This is a genomic window from Limosilactobacillus sp., assembly GCF_022651205.1.
Taxonomy (GTDB): domain Bacteria; phylum Bacillota; class Bacilli; order Lactobacillales; family Lactobacillaceae; genus Limosilactobacillus.
In genome coordinates, this window is record NZ_JALCQI010000030.1 from 1 (window position 1) to 18,019 (window position 18,019).

General features: G+C 42.5%; 11 protein-coding genes and 1 tRNA gene. 3 read left to right on the forward strand and 9 right to left on the reverse strand.

Annotation, left to right across the window (positions count from 1 at the left end; all coding sequences use genetic code 11):
* Positions 1–118: 118 nt before the first annotated feature.
* Positions 119–1,459 carry an FAD-dependent oxidoreductase gene (locus tag LKJ51_RS06380; protein WP_291978749.1) on the reverse strand — a complete coding sequence of 447 codons (1,341 nt, stop codon included), beginning with the start codon at positions 1,457–1,459 and terminating at the stop codon, positions 119–121.
* 125 nt (positions 1,460–1,584) lie between these two features.
* Here LKJ51_RS06380 and LKJ51_RS06385 point away from each other — a divergent pair, with 125 nt between their 5' ends.
* Positions 1,585–2,235 (forward strand): Crp/Fnr family transcriptional regulator, encoded by a 651-nt coding sequence (locus tag LKJ51_RS06385; RefSeq protein WP_291978748.1) that lies wholly within the window; start codon positions 1,585–1,587, stop codon positions 2,233–2,235.
* A gap of 70 nt (positions 2,236–2,305) precedes the next feature.
* Here the strand turns inward: LKJ51_RS06385 and LKJ51_RS06390 are convergent, their stop codons facing one another.
* The gene (locus LKJ51_RS06390) at positions 2,306–4,531 is read right to left on the reverse strand and encodes an alpha-galactosidase (protein WP_291978747.1); all 2,226 of its coding nucleotides are present in this window, start codon (positions 4,529–4,531) and stop codon (positions 2,306–2,308) included.
* Between the two features lie 58 nt (positions 4,532–4,589).
* Positions 4,590–6,554: a PTS sugar transporter subunit IIA gene (locus LKJ51_RS06395; RefSeq protein ID WP_291978746.1), complete on the reverse strand. Its 1,965-nt coding sequence runs from the start codon at positions 6,552–6,554 to the stop codon at positions 4,590–4,592.
* A gap of 256 nt (positions 6,555–6,810) precedes the next feature.
* On the opposite strand from LKJ51_RS06395, the gene LKJ51_RS06400 reads away from it, so the two are divergent.
* Complete coding sequence (locus LKJ51_RS06400) at positions 6,811–7,638, forward strand: AraC family transcriptional regulator (RefSeq protein WP_291978745.1); 828 nt, start codon at positions 6,811–6,813, stop codon at positions 7,636–7,638.
* 224 nt (positions 7,639–7,862) lie between these two features.
* On the opposite strand, the gene ndk is transcribed toward LKJ51_RS06400, so the two are convergent.
* The 3 genes from ndk to LKJ51_RS06415 form a co-directional block, all read right to left on the reverse strand.
* A complete protein-coding gene (gene ndk / locus LKJ51_RS06405; protein ID WP_003717797.1) occupies positions 7,863–8,303 on the reverse strand; it encodes a nucleoside-diphosphate kinase in 441 nt (146 codons plus the stop codon).
* A 95-nt stretch (positions 8,304–8,398) separates the two neighbouring features.
* Positions 8,399–10,711, reverse strand: coding sequence for an RNA polymerase recycling motor HelD (gene helD, locus LKJ51_RS06410; protein ID WP_291978743.1), 2,313 nt, complete (start codon positions 10,709–10,711; stop codon positions 8,399–8,401).
* A 348-nt stretch (positions 10,712–11,059) separates the two neighbouring features.
* Positions 11,060–12,217 (reverse strand): cation:proton antiporter, encoded by a 1,158-nt coding sequence (locus tag LKJ51_RS06415; protein ID WP_291978742.1) that lies wholly within the window; start codon positions 12,215–12,217, stop codon positions 11,060–11,062.
* 127 nt (positions 12,218–12,344) lie between these two features.
* Between LKJ51_RS06415 and LKJ51_RS06420 the strand changes: the two genes are divergently transcribed.
* Positions 12,345–13,679 carry a ClC family H(+)/Cl(-) exchange transporter gene (locus LKJ51_RS06420; RefSeq protein WP_291978741.1) on the forward strand — a complete coding sequence of 445 codons (1,335 nt, stop codon included), beginning with the start codon at positions 12,345–12,347 and terminating at the stop codon, positions 13,677–13,679.
* 447 nt (positions 13,680–14,126) lie between these two features.
* Here LKJ51_RS06420 and LKJ51_RS06425 read toward each other — a convergent pair.
* The 3 genes from LKJ51_RS06425 to LKJ51_RS06435 form a co-directional block, all read right to left on the reverse strand.
* Positions 14,127–14,199 (reverse strand) — tRNA-Thr (locus tag LKJ51_RS06425).
* Positions 14,200–14,347: 148 nt separating this feature from the next.
* Positions 14,348–15,685 carry an aspartate aminotransferase family protein gene (locus LKJ51_RS06430; protein WP_434737688.1) on the reverse strand — a complete coding sequence of 446 codons (1,338 nt, stop codon included), beginning with the start codon at positions 15,683–15,685 and terminating at the stop codon, positions 14,348–14,350.
* 151 nt (positions 15,686–15,836) lie between these two features.
* Positions 15,837–17,264: an APC family permease gene (locus LKJ51_RS06435; protein ID WP_291978739.1), complete on the reverse strand. Its 1,428-nt coding sequence runs from the start codon at positions 17,262–17,264 to the stop codon at positions 15,837–15,839.
* Between the last annotated feature and the right edge of the window lie 755 nt (positions 17,265–18,019).

Consider the following 18,019-nt stretch of genomic DNA (forward strand, 5'->3'; position numbering starts at 1 on the left):
AGCCTAACGCAGCGAAGCAAGCCTATTCGGCTACGAACGACTCTGATGATTTCATCATCATTCATCGTTCTAGGTTAGTCAACCGTCCCTCCGAGAAAGTTAATTCCCAGCTTATTTTTTACTTATCTTCCTTAGTCACTGCGGCTTGAGCCAAAATATTCAGGTAGTTAAATGGCCGGTCAAAGTTTGGCTGGAACAGCATATCAACAAATGCCAGGTAATCAATCGTGTGCTTATCTTGAATGCACAATGATAGGACCCCGGCAGATTGAGCCACATCATACTTACTCATCAGTTGTCCACCAATAATTTGACGGGTCTTCTTATCCCATACAAGAGTCATGAGGACCTTCTCGGTTGATGGCATAAATTCTGGTCGGTAATTATCTTCAATTGTTACTGAATCAGCATCGATCCCTGCTTCCTTAGCATTTTCAAGCGTCAATCCTGAAGAAACCATTGTTGTCCCGTAGAGGTTCAAACCAGAACTAGACTGAGTTCCCATGTCACGCATCTTGTTGCCAAAGATATTAACACCAACCATCGTTCCCTGACGAATTGCATTAGTCGCCAACGGAATGTAAGCATCCTTACCGGTTGGATTGTAATGAACACTAGTTGAATCTCCGGCTGCGTAAATATCAGGATCGGATGATTGCATGTACTCGTTAGTTACAATTGCGCCATTATCATGCATTTCAACCTTCCCTTTGAGGAGCTCAGTATTTGGTCGGAAACCAACACATAAAATTGCAATATCAGCGTCAAAGCTTCCCTTGTCAGTCTTCACGGTTACCCCGTCACCATGTTCTTCAAAGGCAGTTACCCGTTGATTAAAGGCCAGGGTTGCGCCGTAATCCTTAAATTGTTGCTCAATCCGATCAGTATACTCCTGGTCAAAGTACTTATGGAGCATCCGTGATGCCCCATCAATCAGTGTTACGTCCTTGTTCTGACGAGTATATGCTTCAACCAATTCAACACCAATATAGCCACCACCGATAACGACTACACGTTGGGCATCCTTAGCAGCACTAAATAGTTTTTTGGCATGGTGGTAATTCTTGCAAAGGTAAACGTGCTTGCCATCAACCCCGTCGATCGGTGGAATAACTGGCCATGAACCCGTTGTATCAACAAGTTTGTCATAATGATCTACTTTTTCTTCGCCAGTTACTAAATCGGTTACCTTAACTGTCTTGGTTTTCGGATCGATGCTAGTAACATTATGTTGCATGTGAACTTCAGCACCTAATTGGGCTAATTGTTCAGGGCTGGAGTAGAACATTGCATCCGGGTCACCAACGTCACCACTTAGGTAAACCGCAATTCCACATGACAAGAATGAAACATTATCGTTCCGTTCATAGATTGTCACATCAGTCTCTGGGTGATCCTTTAAAATTTGGGTAGCAGTAATCGTTCCGGCATGGGTACAACCAACAATAATAACCTTCATTTCGATAGCCTCGCTTTGTTCAATAATTAACTTAAATGTTTAAACAAGTATCAAGACTTGTTGCTTTGATTATAGATAGAAGCAGGTATAATTAAATTGATTTAAATCAAGAAAGGATGGTTAATGTGACCAAACACTCCGAAATTGCTTGTTTAAGCAAGGCGTCGATCTTCAAGAATTTACCACTTCCCCTGAAAAAGAAGTTAGTAACAATCACCTCCCATCAGGACTTCTTTCCCAAGGGAAGTTTGATCCGTCAACCATTGGATGGACAGGATGGTATGATCGTTATTGATTCAGGGCACGCTAAAATTTATTCATTAAATGAGGACGGCAAGGAAACTGTCTTGGGAATCCTTTCAAAGGGTGATTCTACCGGTCAAGAAAACTTATTTAGCCAAAAGGATCACGAAAACTTCATCCAAGCTACTGAGGACTGTCTAGTGTGCTCAATGAACCGTCGTGATTTTCAAGCAATGCTAAATGAAACTCCAGATCTTTCTTTGACCCTCCTCAACGATTTTGGTCAACGTCTAATAATGGCCGAGAAAAACACTATCCGGCGGAATTCAATGAATGCTCAAGATCGGGTTCTTGATTACCTCAAGGAAGAAGGAACCAGAGCAGGAAGTACCTCATTCACCCTTCCGTTCAAGAAGAAGGACTTGGCTAACTTTTTGGGACTAACTCCGGAAACGTTAAGCCGACAACTAAACTCGCTTCAAGTGGCCGGGCAAATTACCGTTAACGGCCAACAAATAACACTGAATAATTAAAAAGATGATCTCTTGAATGACGAGTAAAGTCACTTCAAGAGGTCATCTTTAAATTTTAACTATGTTAATCCTACTTAACTTTCTTCGCAATAAATAGCCGGCTGCTAAAGTCAGAAGGATCCTTTTCAGGCTTCGTCCGATCCATGATCCGGGAAACAAAGTACCCAGCATTCATTAATTCGGCTCCAGAGAAGTGTTCCTGACCGTCATTAATGGTGTAAGTAGCTTCAGGGTCAAGGCCAGCGAAGTATACCCGGATATAAGCTGGGTTAGCTCCGTTAAGAATTTGGAAACGAGCAAGAATTGCTTCACTTTGATCCGCACTAACTACTTGCCAGTCGTAAACATTGTCGTTTGCGGTGTCTGGGTTATCCAACCGGTAGAACTTGCCGAATTGGAAGAGGTGCCGATATTGCTTGTAAAAGGCAACCTGCTTCTTGAGCGTTGCTAATTCTTCAGCAGACATCTTGGTAATGTCTAATTCATAACCAAAGTCACCAAAGTAAGCAACCGCTGCCCGAGTATCAAGCGATGTCAACCGACCAACTTGATCGTTTGGTACAGCTGAAACATGGGCTCCCCACATATTCTGGGTATATCCGTATGAAGTTCCATCTTGGATCTGGATCCGTTCAACGGCATCAGTATCATCACTGCACCAAGCTTGTGGAGCATAGTACATCATTCCAAGGTCAAAGCGACCACCACCAGAAGCACATGATTCAAAGAGAACCTTTGGAAAGGCCTCGGTTAAGCGGGCATATAGTTGGTAAACACCAAGAATGTACCGGTGAGGGAATTCAAGCTGTTGATCAGCTGGCAGTGCCGCACCAAACATTTCAGTGATGTTCCGGTTCATGTCCCACTTAATGTAATCAAGCTTAGTTTGCTTAATGATTGCGCTAATGTGGTCATAAAGGTAATCAACAACCTCTTGCCGTGTCATATCAAGGACATACTGGTTCCGGGCAGGAGTTCCTTTACGACCTGGTGTAGCAATCATCCAGTCAGGATGCTTTTCATAAAGCTTACTGTCAATGGAAATCATTTCTGGTTCAAACCAAAGGCCAAACTTCATCCCTTTTTCGTGAACCTTATTAGCAAAGCCGCTAATTCCATTGCTGAACTTCTTTTGGTCAACGAACCAGTCACCCAAACTGGACTTATCATCGTCACGGTGACCAAACCAACCATCGTCAAGGACAAACATTTCAATTCCTAACTTATCAGCTTGATCAACAATCTTCATTAACTTAGTTTCATTAAAGTCCATGAAAGTTGCTTCCCAGTTGTTAATCAGGATTGGTCGATCTTGGTGAGCAAAGTTCTGATTAATGATGTGATCCTGATAGAAGGCACCTAATTGTTGACTCATTTGGTTAAGCCCGTTATCGGTATAAGTCATAACGGCTTCTGGAGTTTGGAAGCTCTCCCCATTTGCTAGTTTCCAGCCAAAGTCATCCGGATTAATTCCCACAAGAACACGGGTAGTATCAAATTGGTCAACCTCAACTGAGTCAATAAAGTTACCAGAATAAATGAAGTTAAACCCGAATGCGGCACCCTGATGATTATCAGTATGTGGTCGTGCCAAAGCAAAGAATGGGTTTTGTTGATGACTTGAAGCAACCCGCAGGCTACCAATACTTTGGATTCCTGAACGAAGTGGTGTCCGAATCAGGTGTCGTTCACGAGCCCAACTTCCTGAGAATTGCAGCATTTCGTAGTTCCGATCTGGTAAGTCTAATTGAAGACTAAGTGCCCGATCAAGGGTAACGGCTTTTTCACCGTGATTGATGAAGGTTGCACTACGAACGATAACATCTTCTTTTTCAAAGATGGTGTAATGGAGTTGAAGAATAAGGTTAGCCAATTCGTCCTTAAAGATCACGGTAAGGGTTTGTGAGTCGTCGCCCTTGTCATCAAATGCTGATGGCATGTTCTTAAGCCGTTCTTTGCCATCTGCAACTTCATAACCGGTATATTCGAATTCCGAAGTCCGTGAACCATTTGGGTAGGTAATTTGGTAAGCAGGGTACCGGTAATCACCCTTACCAAGGCCAGCGTACTCCTGCTTAATGAGCTCCAACTGGAAGTCGCTTTGGTCAACCGTTAGCGTATTTGTACAATCGTGTTCTTCACGACTGGCAAGGTTGGTGTAAGCTGCCTTAACCGGGATTTTTGCTCCATAATAAAGCTGACCTGCCCCACCATTTTCTAAAATCTGGAAAATATAACTAGTATTTGCCGTCTGCAAATGGAATAACTTGTGCTCTTCATTAACGTGGACACTCATTTTAGATAACTCCTTTAATTAGTATTGTAAGCATTTACATTATCAATTATAACCTTGTTTACGCTGGATCACTAGTCAATTCCGGCGTTGGTGAATCATTTTCTGGTTCTGGATCCGTTAGATCAACTTCCATAATTGGCTCGCCTGAATTAACTTGCTTACTAGCCTTCTCCATGATCGTAATTGGCCCAAGTTTCTTGGTATTTGTGACCGTAACAATTACCGTATCGTCAAGGCCGGCTTTTTTAATCACTGGATCCCAAAATTCAATCAATTCTTGACCTTTGTGAACACGTTGACCGTTTTCTACGTATGAAACAAAACCGGTTCCTTTTAATTTAACCGTCCCAATTCCAACGTGAATCAAGAGGGCAACACCGTCATCACTCACAAGGCCAACCGCATGACGAGTCGTAAATACCTGCTTAACCGTTGCGTCAAATGGGGCAAATACCCGACCATCAGTTGGTTTAATTGCAAAGCCATCGCCAGCTGCTCCAGATGAGAATGTCTCATCATTAACATCAGCAAGCTTAACTAGTTGACCACTAATTGGTGCTGGAACAACAACTTGGTTAGGCGTTTCTTTTTCCTTGTCCAAGTGCTTTCCCCAAGTCTTTTCGAGTTGAGCAACGATTTCCGCGTGCTTTTCTTCACTTAGGAAAACCTTCTTACCAAAAACAAAGATTGAAATAACAACCAAGACAGCAGGAACTGCAAACATTAACAACTTGAAATTGTGTGCTTGAGCAACTGTAATTGTTGATGCTGATGCTCCAGTTATCATTCCCGCGATAATTGCTACCTGACCAACAACACCGTTAGCTACGGCACCACCGAATTTATCCAGCAGTGGTCGCACAGATAGGGCAAGTGATTCATCACGGTGACCCAGCTTTAATTGACCATATTCAACAGAATCTGTAATTACCATCAAAACAATTAAGAAAACAATTTGTTGTGGTAAACCAAATAATGAAGCTGCTAAAAGAACTAGCGCCAAGTTGTCACCAGCAACTGCAAAGAGGCCAAGACCGCACAAAAGACAAATTAATGCACACGTGAATAACGTTTTCCGACTAAACTTCTTTGAGAGAATTGGGAATAGTGATGTTGCGATAATCCCTAAGGCAATGTTAATCGTTGAAAAAATTGAGAATGCCTTCGGACGTCCCATAATGTAAGTAAAGTAGTATACTTCCAGGGAATTGACGATATTAATAGCAACACAGTAAAAAAGGTATGCACAACCAACCCACATCAGTTGATCATTTCCCGAAAGGACTTTGAAGATTCCGACAATTCCAACCGTATCCTGCTTGTTCTTCCGGATTGATGAGTTAACTTCACGAGTAAAAATCCCAACGCCCCATGCTGAAATCAAGGCAAGAAAACAGATAATCAGGGCAAACATAAACCAGCCACGATCGTCCCCAGTGCTGGTTCCCTTGGCGGAGAAGAAAAGGACAGCTGGCATAACCAGGATTCCGACTAATCCTCCACCAATTGCGGAACCAACCCGTGCGTAAGTTGCTGTCTTTTCCCGTTCACGGGAACTAGTCGTTAGTGATGGCAGCATTGACCAAAAGCCAACATCCTTAAATGAATAGAAGATATCCATTGTAATGTATAGCACCGCGAAGAGAATTAGGTAACCAATCGCACTCTTCTTGTATAGGCCACCCATGTTGGTAAAGAGCAGCAAAAGGATTACTGCTGAAACAGTTCCACCAATAACAACCCATGGACGAAAGTGTCCCCACCGTGTCTTCGTCCGGTCAATTGCGTTTCCGATGAATGGATCAATGAATAATTCAATAAAACGAAGGCACATAATGATTAGCGTTACTGCACTAATCATCTTGTTATCTAGTGCCTTGTTACCAGTATCAAAGAGGTGCGAAGTAATAAACATGATTAGGTACCCACACAGGAGTCCATAAAATGAATCGTTACCAAACGCACCAAAACTATAGGCAAGACGCTCGCGCATCGTCATTTTGCCGTTATTGCTAGTACTCATAATTTTTCCTTCTCTCTAGTAATAATAAAAGCGTTTTCTGTATCCGCTTTCAGAATTCGCATTCATTATATTTGATAAGCGTTTATCATTCCATGGCTAAGTGTACGAAAAAAATGCCATTTATCTCATAAGACAAATTGACATTTTATATTGATGAATTGTAGTATAGTGCTAAATATCTAAATTATTTTATCAACAAATTACCATGTTATGTAAATAATTACGAAAATTTCTAATGGCATTAAAGGAGAATCAGATGGACGGGGAATATAAAAGTTTAACCGGGAAAAGTCTGGAAAGTAACTTTCTTTTTATTGGACAGTATAATTGTCCACCAAATTACTTCTTTCGGGGAAATAACGTTCGGGATAATTACGTTATCCACTATGTTCAAGATGGCTGTGGGAGTTTTTCATCCGCAAATCGTCCAGCGGTAACATTAAAGAAGGGTGATCTTTTCATTTTACCCAAGGGAGTTCCCTGCTTTTATCAGGCTGATGGGAAAAATCCGTGGAAATATTTTTGGATCGGCTTTTCTGGAACCAAAATAAAGACGATGCTTGCTGGTTCTGAACTAAACAAGGAGCGCTATTTACGTCAAGTTCAAAATAGTCAATTTTATACCAGCCTGCACCAACTATTTACTACCCTCAAAAAGCCAAGTTCGCTTGCAAATGACATCTTGATTGAAGCTCTTACTTACCAAATGTTCTACCAACTGGTGACCGAATACCCCGATAAAACGCCCCATGCCAATACTAAGGCCCAGCAACGGCTTCATCTTGCCAACTACTATTTAAGGGAACACTACCAGGATAGTAACTGCAATATCGAGGATCTCTGTCACCACCTCAACATCTCCCGAAGCTATCTGTATAACTTATTCAAAGTACAAATGAATGTTTCACCACAAAAGTTTCTCACTCAATTACGAATGGAAGATGCCCAACAACAACTAGTTAACACCGACGATTCTATCCAGGTAATCTCCCGCCGCGTTGGTTACAAAGACGAATTCACTTTTTCTAAAGCGTTTAAGCGTTATAGTGGGTTCAGTCCGAAAATATATAGGTTGAAATCATAATCTAACTATAAATAAAAAATGGACTGGAAATTCCAATCCATTTTTATTATTTATGAAGATTTCTGTGGAGTTAAAAGGTTAGCTAGAGCTAGATTCCTAGGCAACATAGTCAAAATGCGCTCACCACAACCGCCACTTCCGTCTAAATAGTTCAGGCTCGATTGTTAGCAATCATCGCCTGAACTTTCTTAGTACTCGGTGGCTAATTCGTTGTGGTTCGCACTCTAACCCTGTGTAAATTCAAACTCTGGGAACCAGATCTTGATTTCTTTAGTAGCTGAAGCAGGTTCATCAGAAGTGTGAACGATATTCCGGAGGTTACCATCTGGCCACTCACGACCATAGTCACCACGAATAGTTCCCCATTCGGCTTCGACTGGATTGGTGGCACCGGCCATATTGTGGATTGCCTTGATAACGTTCGTTCCGGAAACAACAATTCCAACGATTGGTCCTTCTGTCATGTATTCAAGCAATTCAGGGAAGAATGGCTTGTCAACCTTATCAGCATAGTGTTGACGAAGTAATTCTTCAGTTGGTTGAATCATCTTCAAAGCTTCAATCTTGTAGCCTTTTCGTTCAATTCGGGTAATAATCTCCCCGATATGACGGGTCTTAACACCATCAGGCTTTACTAAAACTAATGTGTATTCGTCTTTTACCATGGCGAAAACATCTCCTCACATATCAATCTAACATATCTAGATTAACATAAGTCGTTTTATAATGAAAGCGCTTTTTCAACTATTTTACTGCTCTTTTACCTTGTTAATTCATGTTCAATCGTTAACTGACGACTAGCCTGCTCATTAATTGCTGAGCTTACTGGTCCGTTGCTCAGCATTGTTAAATCATGCATTGCCCGGGTAGCCATCGTATAGATCATTCCGACCTCATCAGTCCCTTGAAGGTTTTCCCGGGAAATATCAGCGGCGATTACTGAGTCAAATTCAAGCCCCTTAGCCAGGTATACCGGTAAAACGAGGATTCCACTTGGTAACGTTGTGTCGTTCATATCCAATAAGTGAACGTTGGCAAATTGTTGACGCAGCAGTCGGTAAACTTTTCGTGCGTTCTCAAAATTTTTAGTTAACACCGCAACCGTTTCGTACTTCTCTTGATAATTTTCCACACTCTTCCGCAACGCTTGCCCCATTGCTTGTTCAGAATAGCGAACTAAAAGTGTTGGTCGGTTACCGTGACGAGTAAATGACATTATCTTTTCCCCGTCAGGTAGGAGGGACTTGGCAAAGTCAGTGATCTCTTTTGTAGACCGGTAGCTCCGGCGTAGTGAAATTAAATTAGGGTGCTTTGCCGCCAATGTTTTACTTAGCCTTGATAACAAGTGTTCAGGTAGTTCTAATGGTTTAAACAATGCCTGCTCACTATCGCCAAGAACGGTAAATTTAGCACTTGGAAAAGCATGTCGCAAGTAAAGCATCATTGCCATTGAATAGTCCTGCATCTCATCAATAAAGACATACTTAAACGAGTGGTTTTGACCAGTCCCCATTAGCAAATCACGAAGGTACATCAGTGGCGCCGCATGCATCATTTCCAAACGGTGACGCTCTAGCTCGTCAGCATAGCGAGCAATCATTTTCTGCCAATCTTCTTGTTTAATATTCTCCGGTAAAGCTAATTGACGCATCCAGTTAGCATACTGGCTATAAATATCAATAAAGTAGTCATTATAAATCGCGTCAGCAACGATTCGGAGCCGTCTTTTGGTCCACCGATATGCAAGGTAAGCATACTGTTCGTCCTCATCCCGAAAATCATCAGGCGTTTTTTTACCGTAAAGACTGTGAAGTTGCTGAGTATCAAGACTATCAAGCTCCTTAGCTACCCAATCCTTCTTTGCTTCCACCTTAACGCGTCGCTGGAGTTCGCGGATTAACTGATTTTTTAGTTTTACCATTCGGTTAGCCGCCCGCATTGCCTCCGGTTGACCCTGGTATAGGGATTGAATATGCTCAGCTGTAAAGAAAACTCGGCCTTCAAAAGTAATCGCACTAAATTGAAGCTGTTCATCAAGTAGGTGGGTCACATAGCGATGAACATCATTCATTGCCATTTTACTTTCCAGAAAATCTGCAATCTGCCGATCCTGATTTGATGCCTCCTGTCGTTTCTCATATCGCTCAAATATATTCTCAACTTGTAATCCCTCAAACCGTCGACGGACGAATCCCGACATTGTAACCTGACGCATATTCCGTTCACCAAGGCTCGGTAAAACTTGGGAGATATAGTGGCTAAACAGGAGATTTGGACTAAACAAAACGATTTGATCCGCATTCAATGCCGTCCGACTATGGTAAAGCAGGTAAGCAATCCGTTGTAAAATTGCTGAAGTCTTTCCCGAGCCGGCAACCCCTTGTACCAGAAGGAGGTCGCTATGAGTATCGCGAATAATATCATTCTGTTCTTGTTGGATGGTTGCCACAATATTGTGCATGTATTGATCGTTCTGTTCACCGAGGGCTGCTTGAAGCAGTTCATCCCCAACGGTCTCGTTCGTATCAAACATATTGATAATTTGGCCATCTTTAATGGTGTATTGACGCTTCTTTACCAGAACCGTTTCATGGATTCCGTTAGGCGTTTCGTACCGCACCGGTCCCAACGTTCCGTTATAGTAAACACCAGAAATCGGTGCCCGCCAATCGTAAATCAAGAAGGCACTTTTATCATCGTTCATCAATGACGCGGTCCCAATATAAAGCGTCTCTGTCTTATTCTTTCCTGGATCCTGAATATCAATCCGACCAAAGTACGGGGTTCGTTTAAGGTTCTGTAATGTTTTTAATTGCCGCCGTAAAATCGTTTCACTTTCGGCTGCACGGGAAACCAATTGCCGCTGTTGTTCAATCATTGCCCGTGATTCTGCAATATCATCAATTTCGTACCGGTTAATTGAGGCGTTTTCACTGTAGTTCTTTTCAACCGCCCGGGTTTCCTTATGGGCGTCAGCAAGAGCTTTCTTCGTTTCACCGATCTGCTTATCGATCTGCGCCATCACCAGCTCAACCCGGTGCTGTTCGGCTTGTCGTTCTTGATCTTCGTTCACAACACAATGCCTCCTTAAATCAGTCTAACTATTGTAGCACCCTTTCATCCATAAAAGAAAATAATTAGGGTACCCGTGATCTATAGGGAGCGTGACAGAAGTCGTTTATGACTTCGTTTTCACGCCCCCGCAGTACACAAATAGGGCTTCAGCGTTCGGATTTCCGAGCACTGAAGCCATTTGTGTACTGCGTCGTTTGTATTTCATCTAGGTGATATAAATTAATGCAACATAGTCAAAACGTGTTTCTCAGGAACTCGCTAGAGCTAGCAACCTCCCTCCTAGGCGCAAGTCGCCTTCGTCGGGAGAACTTGCTAGCTTTCCGCAAGTTTTTTGCTGAGTCACACTCTATATTTCTCGTGCCTTTACCAATGAATGTTTCAGGATAAATGGTGCTAGAACGGTGGCGACGATGATTACTGTAATTACGTCTGAGTAGTACATTGGTGACAGCAGATGGGCTTGATAACCAATCTGAGCGGTAATTAAAGCCATTTCACCACGTGCGATCATTCCACTGCCGACAACATACGAACTCTTTAAATCGAATTTTGAAACGTATGCACCGGCACCACAGCCGACAAGCTTTGTTAGGCAGGCAAGGATCGTCATTACGATTACAAAAACAAATGATTCCCCTAAACGATCGACCCGCATGTTCAAACCAACGCTAACAAAGAACAATGGAATAAACATTGCGTAACCAATTGGAATGAAGCTCCGGTTAATCGTTTCTTTCCGGTGAGTATTAGCAACCGCAATTCCGGCAAAGAAAGAGCCAACTGCTCCACTTAGACCAACATAATCAGCAATTGCAGCCATCCCCAAACAGATGATCATTGCCATTACCGATGGTGACGCCACGGTTAATAGTCGTTCGCTCAAGTGCATCATGTACGGTGCTAGCCATTTTACTACTAGGTAGGTTCCCCCGAAGAATAATACTTGCAAGAGCAGAACCGACCATAACGGCTGACCACCAGTTTTCCCTTCCGCCTGGTTAACAACACTGATCATGATACTCAAAAGGATCACACCGATAATGTCATCAGCCACAGCGGCTCCCAGGATTGTTGCTCCTTCGCGACTATCCAAACGCTTAAATTCACGAAGGACTGCAACCGAAATGCTGACGGAAGTTGCTGAAAAAATTACCCCAATAAAAATTGACTCAAGTGTTGTAAAACCAAAAAGGTAACTTGCGGGGGCCATCACTGCAATTGGAACTACGACACCAACGATTGCCACAATCACGGCTGGTTTAAGATACTTTTTTAATAACGAGAGATCGCTTTCCAATCCGGCAATAAACATTAAAATGATTACCCCGATCTCCTGAAATTCATTCATCATTGAATTAAGGTGAACCCAATTTAATAGTGCTGGTCCAGCGATAATTCCAACCAGGATTTGGCCAATCACTTCGGGAATTTCTACCCGCCGACATAAGTGGGCAACTAACTGAGTCGCAAGGAGCAGACCCGCTAGTGTCGCAATAAATTCCATCTAACTACCTCCATTTTTATTCTTGACATTTCTTTTAATTAGTATACCAAATAGCGGAGGTGATTTCTAAGTACCGTAAACCGATAAGTATTATAATAAGGTTAATACTTACCGAAGGAGAATTATTATGCCTAATTCCCAGCAAAAGATTAAGCGTGCTCGTGATGTTTTAAGTCGACCATTCACCATGAGCTTTATCTCACTAATTTGGAAAGGGATCATCGTCGGCCTCTTAACCGGACTGATCGTTAGTATCTTCCGTTTGATTATCGACTATACCCTTAAAGGATTAACGGTGATCTACCCACTAATGGCTAGTCACCACATATATTTAATCCCCTATATTCTTTTGACAATTTTAATTGTTTTTATTCTGGGAAAAATTACCAAATCGCAATTACGAGATCTAGTTGGCTCTGGCGTCCCGCAGATTGAAGCGATCCTGTTAGATGAACACCAGATGAAGGCGGGGGATGTTCTCTGGCGGAAATTTGTTGGCGGTTTACTGGCGATCTGTCCAGGGCTATTCCTTGGTCGAGAGGGGCCCTGTATTCAAATGGGCGCTTGTATCGGTCAATTAATTGGTGACCGTTTTAAAATCACTGCAAAAGAGCGTCGTTTCCTTCTTGAATGTGGAGTCGCCGCTGGGTTATCTGCCGCTTTTAGTGCGCCACTAGCTGGGGTAATCTTTTTAATGGAAGAAATTACCTTTAATTTCCAGCCCCAGGGGTGTATCACTGCCCTCGCCGCTGCAATTTCAGCTGATCTGATCACAATCCTCTTTTTCGGTGTCCGGCCGTGTCTATACTTACCATTACAAGCAAACCTTCCAAAGGCCAGCTACCCATGGTTGATTATTCTGGGATTGATTATCGGGCTACTCGCCTTTGGTTATCAGTACTGCTTGCTTAACCTTCGTTGGTGGTACAGTAAACTTCATTTCCCAGCAATCTATCATAGCATTATTCCACTATTGCTGGTCATTCCAATTGGGTTATGGCACCCTCAAATTCTGGGTGGAAGCCATGTTTTTATCAATGACGTTGCTAAAATGAGTTCTCACCAAGGATTCACCAGTCTTCTAACGATTCTGATAATCTTCTTCGTTGTTCGGTTTGTTTTCTCGATGGTTAGTTATGGTGCTTCCGTTCCTGGCGGGATCTTTATGCCGATCCTAGTCCTTGGTGCGTTAATTGGTGCAATTTCTGCGACGATCCTCATTAACTACCACGTTATTCCTGATGTTAGCTACCTTAACCTAATCGTTATCTCAATGGCAGCATACTTTGGTGCAATTGAAGAAGCACCATTTACCGCGATTACCTTGTTAACCGAAATGGTCGGTTCAGTCGATCAAGTTCTACCAATGGCAATCCTTACCTTTATCGCTTACATTATTAGCAACGCTCTCGGCGGCCAACCAATTTATGCGGCATTGCGGCAAGAGATGTTTGAGCGGTAGAGGAAAGGTATTTACTTAGATAATTAATTTATTACGTTTAATCATTAAATTGTATGATAAATTTTAAAATATAAATATCTCCTAAAAATTAACCGGCAAAAGTTAATCTTTAGGAGATATTTAGTTTAAACAATAACGTACATAAACTTTCTTAAGCTAATGGTTCTACTGCAACATGGTCGAAACGTTGGAGTGAACCATGATTTATTAATTTCGTCTGTGAACCCACGCAAGGATGAGTTGGTTTTTGGCTATCAACTTGTTGATGACAAAAGCCACTCAGCTACTGCGCTTCGCTCGAGTTTCCGTTCTACTTCAACATGGTCGAAACGTGCTTCGCCCGAGTTTCCTAGAGCTAGCAACCTCCTTCCTAGGCGCAAGTCGCCTTCGTCAGGAGAAATTGCTAGCTTTCCGGAAACTCTTTGGGGCGAAGACACTCTCCACATAAGCCGTCTGGCGGAGTTGAACCGCCGTGGCACCCTTACCATGGATGTGCTCTACCTATCTGAGCTAAGACGGCGATTAAAGTATAACCGAAATCATAGATCACTTGCAAGCAGGGTAATTCCCATGATTTTATTTTAATCGAAATAATAAAACTTCCCATGATCATCTACTTTTACTAAAGAAGATGATCATGGGAAGTTGTGTTTCATTAAACTCTAGTTTTACCAACCTAACTCTGCTGCGTTATCTGGAAGACTCAATTTACCAGCTGCCTCTTCGGCAAATGCCTGGTCAAGCATTGCAAAGGCCTGATCGAGTTCTTCCTCAGTAATTACCAATGGCGGTTGGAAACGAAGGATGTTTCCTCGAAGACTAATGATGATTGCACCCAACTCAAAGACACGGTACATAATCCGGGTTGTTGCTTCATCGTCACCCTTTCCAGTCTGAGGATCGATAATGTTAATTCCACCATCGAGGCCATACATCCGGACATCACCGATAAAGCCATATTTTTCTTGCTCAGCTTCAAAGAACTGCTTGGCTTTTTCACCTAGCTTAGTCGATCGTTCCAGAAGGTGTTCTTCCTGGATAACATCAAGCGTTGCGTTAGCTGCTGCAGTAGTAACAGGATTACCCGCTGTGGTGTAAACATTGGCTGGTGCACCAAGTGATTCCATAACTTCTTTCCGGCCAACGATTGCACTCAACGGTAACCCAGAAGCTAATGACTTACCTACTGACATTAAATCTGGTTCAATACCAAAGTGTTGGATTGACCACCACTTACCAGTTCGGCCCATCCCCTGGTTAACTTCATCAACCGCAAATAAAATGCCGTGTTTCTTAGCAAACTGGTAAACCTTCTTCATGAATGCCGGTGGTGTCTTAACGATCCCACCATCACCCTGAATTGGTTCAATTAGGACTGCTGCCACTTCATCGACAGGGAGGTAGGTTTCAAATGGTAACTTGAACATCTTAAAGTAACGCCCAACGAACTGCTCTTCTGATTCATCAGGAAGTTTATCCCACGGATCAGGAAACGGTACTTTTACAACTCCGGGAAGTAGTGGTCCCATCTTCCGGGCCATGTTAAGTGAAACACTGGAAAGAGTCATTGAGCCATATGTTGACCCATGGTAAGCACCCGTGAAGGAAACAACGTACTGACGACCAGTATAGGCACGGGCAAACTTAATGATCGCATCATTAGCGTCTGATCCGGAATTCCCCCAGGCAACTTCAACTGGTCCTGACATTGGTGCTAACTTTGCTAAGCGCGGTGCCAACCGAGCTGCCTGACTATTTGCAAAGTATGCAGGAGTGTATTGAATAATCTTTTGTGCCTGTTCTTGAATTGCCTTCACAACTTTGGGGTGGCAGTGCCCCGTATTAGTTGAACTGGCACTTGCTAATAGGTCAATGTACTGGTTACCATCAACATCAGTTAAAATGGCACCCCGCCCACGATCAATCACGATATCGTAGTATTTAACCCGTGCAGCGGTGGCAAATGCTTCATTCTCTTTTGCTAAGATTTTCTGGTTATTTTCCATTGAACCCATTAGCAACTCCTCCAATCTTATGTCTTTTTATTGTTAGTAATGATTGATATGTGGAAACACGTTTAATTTTTTTAGGTAAGTTCAAGGCGATATGGTCAAAATGTGTTCGCCCTAACCTTCCTAAAGCTAACGAGCTCACACTCTACTTTTGTTTACTAAGGTATGAATGACGAACTCCGTAGGCAAAGTAAATGATGAGGCCAAGGACGAACCAGCCACCAGCATACAATTTTGCCTGATAGTCCAAACCAATAAAGACCATCAACGAAGCAATGAAACCAAGAGCAGGAAGAACTGGATAAAGTGGCACCTTAAATGCAGGATCACTAATATCTTTTCCTTCACGTCGGCGTAATGGATAAATTCCAATTGAAACAAACATAAAGGCAATTAGGGTCCCCGCTGAAATCAATTGAGAAAGGAAGGCAAACGGGAAGAACGCACCAATCAAGATTCCAACAATCGTAAGAGTCCACAATGCTCGGTTTGGCCGGTTACTCTTATCCAATTTTCCTAGCCATTTTGGCAACATTCCATCACGACCAAAAGAATAAATCAGCCGTGAACCAGCCATACTCATTCCGATCAACGCGGTAAACATTCCGACAACAGCAATTGTTTGGACAACCGTTGCAACGCCACCATGTCCAGCAGCCCGAAGCGCCAACCCAACCGGTTCAGCACTATTAGCATATTTACTGTATGGAAGCATCCCAACAAGGACCAAACTAACGGCAACGAACAGGATTACAGCAACTAGCAGTGAGCCCAAGATTCCTCGTGGCATTGTCTTTTGTGGGTTAACCGCTTCTGCTGAGTTTGCCGCAATTGAGTCAAAACCGATATATGAAAGAAAAATCATTGATACACCAGCATAAATTCCTTGCCAGCCACCAAAAGGACCATTAGCGGTTTGATGGTATTTAGGAACGAACGGTACATAATTAGCAGCGTGAAGTGCTGTTAGTCCGACAACGATAAATAGCAAGACAGCAAATACCTTCAGGATAACCAAGATATTTTCAACTCGAGCTGCTCGAGAAACACCGCGAGAAATCAATGCGGCAACTAAAGCAATCACAGCAACCGAAACCAGGTCGACGATTCCGCCATCAGTTCCAAAGGCGTTTGATAATGATGCCGGGAGCTTCAACCCCAGTGGAGCAATCAATGCCCGAAAGTTTGCAGATAGCCCAGAACCAACGAAGGCCAATGCAATGAAATATTCGGCCAAAAGTGCCCAACCGGCAATCCAACCAAAGAATTCACCAAAGACAACGTTGATCCACGAATATGCTGAACCGGCGAATGGCATTGCCGCTGACATTTCCGCATACGCGAATGCTACCAAGCCGGCAACGACCGCCGCGAGCAAGAAAGAAATCGCTACGGCAGGCCCGGTATGCATCGCTGCTACTTCACCAGGAAGAGTGAAAATAGAGGTGGAGACAATTGTACCGACCCCAAGTGCTAAAAAGTCCCGCACCTTTAGTGAACGAACTAGATGCCCGTCTTTATTGGCATATACTTGCGGGTCTTCTTTTCGGGTAATTGTTTTCCAAAAACTCATAACCATTCCTCCTTATCTATTAAATTTAGATTAGAATAATAAGAAAACATTAACTTATTCTAACAACCGTTTGCGCATTGGTCAATTACTAATCCAATAAATATTCCATTTTTTGCTTATTTATTTAAACATTAGATTCTTTTAATAAAACAAAAAAGGCCTTTCAGAAATGGGGTTTTCTGAAAAGTCTTCTTATTGAGATCAATCTAGCAGGTCTCATAGGGCATGTTTAAGCATCATTAATTTAATTAAGTCGGTTAAAATTAATATGATTCAGGTTATTTAGGGGGTAAGCGTTTAGATAGTGTGTACCCAAACCATAATATCAACCACTGCTATGGAATCATAGTCATGGGGAGACGACGATGATTTCATTTGAGGATAAAGCAAAAACCAATTAAATTAATCTCAGTCTAAACATGATAACTGAAAAGGTTATCGCGCATAAAACACAATCTAGCAAAATTACTAAATTTATAAAACATCTTCAGTTATAAGCCAAGCAATAATATTATCTATCGCTTGTTCACTTATAGTTATACCTTTTTTGTGTTAAAAGCGTCAAGTATATCGACTAATAATTGTTATATTTATTTATCTTTAAAAGAGCACAAATCCCGCGCCGCCGTAATCGAGTAGGAGGTAATTGATTAATTCAATTACCGACCTCTCACACCACCGTACGTACGGTTCCGTATACGGCGGTTCGACAATTTAATCACTTTTGAATTGACTGGAGCGTCTTGGACATATTG

Excerpts from the sequence above, each read along its gene's own strand:
- LKJ51_RS06380 (WP_291978749.1), bottom strand. The coding sequence starts at position 1,459 with ATGAAGGTTATTATTGTTGGTTGTACCCATGCCGGAACGATTACTGCT.
- LKJ51_RS06390 (WP_291978747.1), bottom strand. The coding sequence starts at position 4,531 with ATGAGTGTCCACGTTAATGAAGAGCACAAGTTATTCCATTTGCAGACG.
- LKJ51_RS06395 (WP_291978746.1), bottom strand. The coding sequence starts at position 6,554 with ATGAGTACTAGCAATAACGGCAAAATGACGATGCGCGAGCGTCTTGCC.
- LKJ51_RS06400 (WP_291978745.1), top strand. The coding sequence starts at position 6,811 with ATGGACGGGGAATATAAAAGTTTAACCGGGAAAAGTCTGGAAAGTAAC.
- ndk (WP_003717797.1), bottom strand. The coding sequence starts at position 8,303 with ATGGTAAAAGACGAATACACATTAGTTTTAGTAAAGCCTGATGGTGTT.
- LKJ51_RS06415 (WP_291978742.1), bottom strand. The coding sequence starts at position 12,217 with ATGGAATTTATTGCGACACTAGCGGGTCTGCTCCTTGCGACTCAGTTA.
- LKJ51_RS06420 (WP_291978741.1), top strand. The coding sequence starts at position 12,345 with ATGCCTAATTCCCAGCAAAAGATTAAGCGTGCTCGTGATGTTTTAAGT.
- LKJ51_RS06430 (WP_434737688.1), bottom strand. The coding sequence starts at position 15,685 with ATGGAAAATAACCAGAAAATCTTAGCAAAAGAGAATGAAGCATTTGCC.
- LKJ51_RS06435 (WP_291978739.1), bottom strand. The coding sequence starts at position 17,264 with ATGAGTTTTTGGAAAACAATTACCCGAAAAGAAGACCCGCAAGTATAT.